The organism is Nocardiopsis chromatogenes YIM 90109 (assembly GCF_000341185.1).
Lineage (GTDB): Bacteria > Actinomycetota > Actinomycetes > Streptosporangiales > Streptosporangiaceae > Nocardiopsis_A > Nocardiopsis_A chromatogenes.
In genome coordinates this window covers 1-3,611 of sequence record NZ_ANBH01000395.1, presented here as the reverse complement: position 1 = coordinate 3,611, position 3,611 = coordinate 1, and the positions used below count along the sequence as shown (strand labels likewise).

2 protein-coding genes are annotated in these 3,611 nt (G+C 72.1%); both read right to left on the bottom strand.

Features of this window, described 5'->3' with window-relative positions; translation table 11 throughout:
• Positions 1-175: 175 nt before the first annotated feature.
• Positions 176-1,663 (bottom strand): SulP family inorganic anion transporter, encoded by a 1,488-nt coding sequence (locus D476_RS0131520; RefSeq protein ID WP_017627847.1) that lies wholly within the window; start codon positions 1,661-1,663, stop codon positions 176-178.
• A gap of 258 nt (positions 1,664-1,921) precedes the next feature.
• Positions 1,922-3,112, bottom strand: a complete 1,191-nt coding sequence (locus D476_RS0131515) for an MFS transporter (RefSeq protein ID WP_017627846.1) — start codon at positions 3,110-3,112, stop codon at positions 1,922-1,924.
• Between the last annotated feature and the right edge of the window lie 499 nt (positions 3,113-3,611).

Below are 3,611 nucleotides of genomic sequence, written 5' to 3'. Positions count from 1 at the left end.
ACGAGCGGGGCCGGGACGGATCCGCGGACGTGCCCGGCCGCACCCGGGGGGCTCGGCGGGTGCGGCCGGCTCGATGGTTTCGCCGCGGCTTGCGCGCACGTCGCTCAGCGGGTTACCGAGGCCGCAGGAGGCGAACGGGACCCGGAAGGGTTGAACAGCGGGCCCCGGCTCCCCGTCAGTGGCTGCCCGCCAGTTCGCCGGTCAGCCGGTCGTGCAGGGCGGCGCTGTGCTTGTTCAGTCCCACGATCTCCAGCGTCTTGCCCTTGGCCGCGTACTTGGTGGCGATCGCGTCCAGGGCCGCCACCGTGGAGGCGTCCCAGATGTGGGCGCGTGTCAGGTCGACGACCACGTGCTCGGGGTCGCCCGCGTAGTCGAACTGGTACACCAGGTCGTTGCTGGAGGCGAAGAACAGCTCGCCCTTGACCACGTAGACGATCTGCCCGCCGTCGGGGTCGGCGACCGAGGAGACGTCGACCAGGTGGGCCACCCGGCGGGCGAAGGCGATGAAGGCCACGACCGAGCCGGTCACCACGCCGATGGCCAGGTTGTGCGTGGCCACCACGACGACCACGGTGACCGCCATGACGACGGTCTCGGCGACCGGCATGCGCTTGAGGGTGGCGGGGGCCACCGAGTGCCAGTCGAAGGTGGAGACCGACACGATGATCATCACGGCGACCAGGGCGGCCATGGGGATCTGGGAGACCCACGGGCCGAAGGCGATGCACAGCACCATCAGGAACACCCCGGCCAGGAAGGTCGAGATCCGGGTGCGGGCGCCGGCGGTCTTGACGTTGATCATGGTCTGGCCGATCATCGCGCAGCCGCCCATGCCGCCGAAGAAGCCGGTGACGATGTTGGCGACGCCCTGGCCGATCGACTCGCGCGTCTTGTTGGAGTGGGTGTCGGTGATGTCGTCGACCAGCTTGGCCGTCATCAGCGACTCCATCAGCCCGACCAGCGCGAAGGCGAAGGCGTAGGGGGCGATCAGGGTCAGCGTGTCCAGCGTGAACGGCACGTCGGGGATGCCCGGGACCGGCAGCGAGGAGGGCAGCGCGCCCTTGTCCCCGACGGTGGGCACCGCCAGCCCCGCGCCGATGGTCAGCGCGGTGAGCGCGATGATCGACACCAGCGGGGCGGGGACGACCTTGGTCAGGCGGGGGAACAGCACCATGATCACCAGGGCCGCCGCCACGAGCGGATAGACCATCCAGGGGACGTCCTGCAGCTCGGGGACCTGGGCCAGGAAGATGAGGATGGCCAGGGCGTTGACGAAGCCGACCATCACCGAGCGCGGCACGAAGCGCATCAGCCGGGCCACCCCCAGGGAGCCCAGCACCACCTGGAACACCCCGCCGAGCACGACCGCGGCGATCAGGTATCCCAGCCCGTGGTTGATCGACAGCGGGGCAACGACCAGGGCCATGGCTCCGGTCGCGGCGGAGATCATGGCTTTGCGGCCGCCGACGATGGAGATCACCACGGCCATGGTGAACGAGGCGTACAGGCCGATACTGGGGTCGACCCCGGCGATGATCGAGAAGGAGATCGCCTCGGGGATCAGGGCGAGGGCCACCACCAGTCCGGCGAGCACCTCGGTCCTCAGGGTGCGCAGCGGCGGAAGGGACGGGCGTCGGCGCGTGAGCGTCGTCAGCAGGTTCATCAGGCCAATCCGGGCAGGGCGGCCCGCGGGGCCGCTTCGGGCGGGTGGGTCGTGGGTGCCCCGGAGGGCGCGCCTGCGGTCGGCGGGCCCAGATCACGGGGTCGCCCCGTCCGCGGCCGAACGCCGCGCACCGGCGACATTGCCGGAGATACGGGACGGAAAGTCACTCGCGCCACAGAGAAGCACTAAGGGCGCATCACCACCACGACTCTACCCTCACGTTACGGAAGATTCCCGCCGGAACGCCTGAGAGTGCGCTCACACCCGCGGTCGGCGGGCCCGGGAGGGCGTCCGGGACGGGGTCCGGGCGAAGGGGGCCGCGAGCCCGACGAGCGCGGGCAGCGCGGCCAGCATCAGCACCACCGGGGCGTAGGAGCCGAAGGCGTCGTGCCCCGCCGACAGCAGCAGCGGCCCCACCGCCGTCGAACCCACCGCGATGGACTGGGTGACGCCGCGCAGCGTCCCCAGGCTCGCCGTCCCGTAGTAGAACGGGAAGGCCGCCGCTTCCACGGCGCGGGCACCGGCGGCCGCGGCCCCCAGCGAGGCCCCGTAGGCCATCGCCGACCATCCGGGCCCCACCAGCGGGAGCAGCACCAGCGTCGCGGCCGTCACGGCCATGGATCCGCCGATCAGCAGCTTGGGCGGGAAGCGGTCGGTCGCCGAGGCGAAGGCCAGCGAGGCCAGCAGCCCGGCCAGGGTCTGCGGCAGGAAGTTCGCCGCGGCCTCGACGGGGGTGAGCCCCTGCTCCCCCAGGACGGACACCTGGTGGAAGAAGACCGCGGTGGTGACCAGCCCGCTGACGGCCACGGCGCCGCTGATCACCCAGAACATCGAGGTGCGCATGATCGCGCGCAGCGGCCAGGCGTCCTCGGCGCCGCCCTCGCGCCGGTCGGCGGCGTCGGTACCGCGGGAGCCCCCAAGGCCGCGCAGGCCCCACAGCGCGATCGGCAGGACGACCACCGCGATCAGCACCGCCTCGGCCACGAAGGCCTCCCGCCACCCCACGGCGGCGATCAGGCGCTCGGTGGCCAGCGGGAACAGCGAGATCCCGGCCGTGCCCACGGCGGTCGTCACGCCCACGGCCGTCCCGCGGTTGCGGGTGACGCCGATGGCGACGGCCGTGGTGGCGATCATGGTCATCCCGCCTTGACCCATGGCGCGCGCGCCGACGAAGCCGACCGTAAGGCCGATCAGGCCCTGGGCGGCCGCCAGCACGACGAGGAAGACGGCGAAGGCCGCGGCGACCGCGGACAGGACCACGCGGACCCCGAAGCGGTCGACGGCGCGGCCGATCCAGGGCAGGGCCACCGCACCGGCGAGCGTGCCGACCATGTAGGCCGTGGACACGGCCGACCGGGAGACCTCCAGGTCGCCGATGATCGGGTCGACGAACACGGACATCCCGGCGGTCTGGCCGGGCCCGCTCAGCGCGAGCACGGCCCCGGTCATCGCGACCAGTGCTGCGGTGCGGGGAGAGCGCGAGCGCCCGGAAGCGGTCGGGGCGCCGTTCCGCGTGCCGTCCCGCGTGCCGTTCTGAGCGTGGGTCTGAGCGCTGTCGGGGCTGGTCAGGCTGACTCCTCGGAAGACCTCGCGCCCGGCGCGGGGGCGCGTTCGTGAATGATGGGATCATCGGAAGTCGACGGGCACAGGGGTCCCCTGGTCCACTCGTCGGGCCTTCTCGTGCAACGGCCGGTCGCCGCATACCTTTCCTACTGTGTCAAAGGTCTCTCGGAGCGTGAGCGGCGCCCTGGAGATCGGTGATCTGTGAAGCGGATCCGGGATCCGCCCCCTGTCCGGGCCGTTGGAACGGTGGCCCAGACAGGGCGAGACTGGAGGATTCGGCGGTCGGACCGGGCTGACAGGAACGGAGACCGCGCGACCGCGCTACTCCCCCGGGTCGATGCCTCCGGCGAGGAGGGGCTCCATCACCAGGCCCGGGTGCTCGCGC

Bases quoted from the DNA above. Each gene is read 5' to 3' on its own strand.
- D476_RS0131520 (WP_017627847.1), bottom strand. From the start codon at position 1,663: ATGAACCTGCTGACGACGCTCACGCGCCGACGCCCGTCCCTTCCGCCG.
- D476_RS0131515 (WP_017627846.1), bottom strand. From the start codon at position 3,112: ATGACCGGGGCCGTGCTCGCGCTGAGCGGGCCCGGCCAGACCGCCGGG.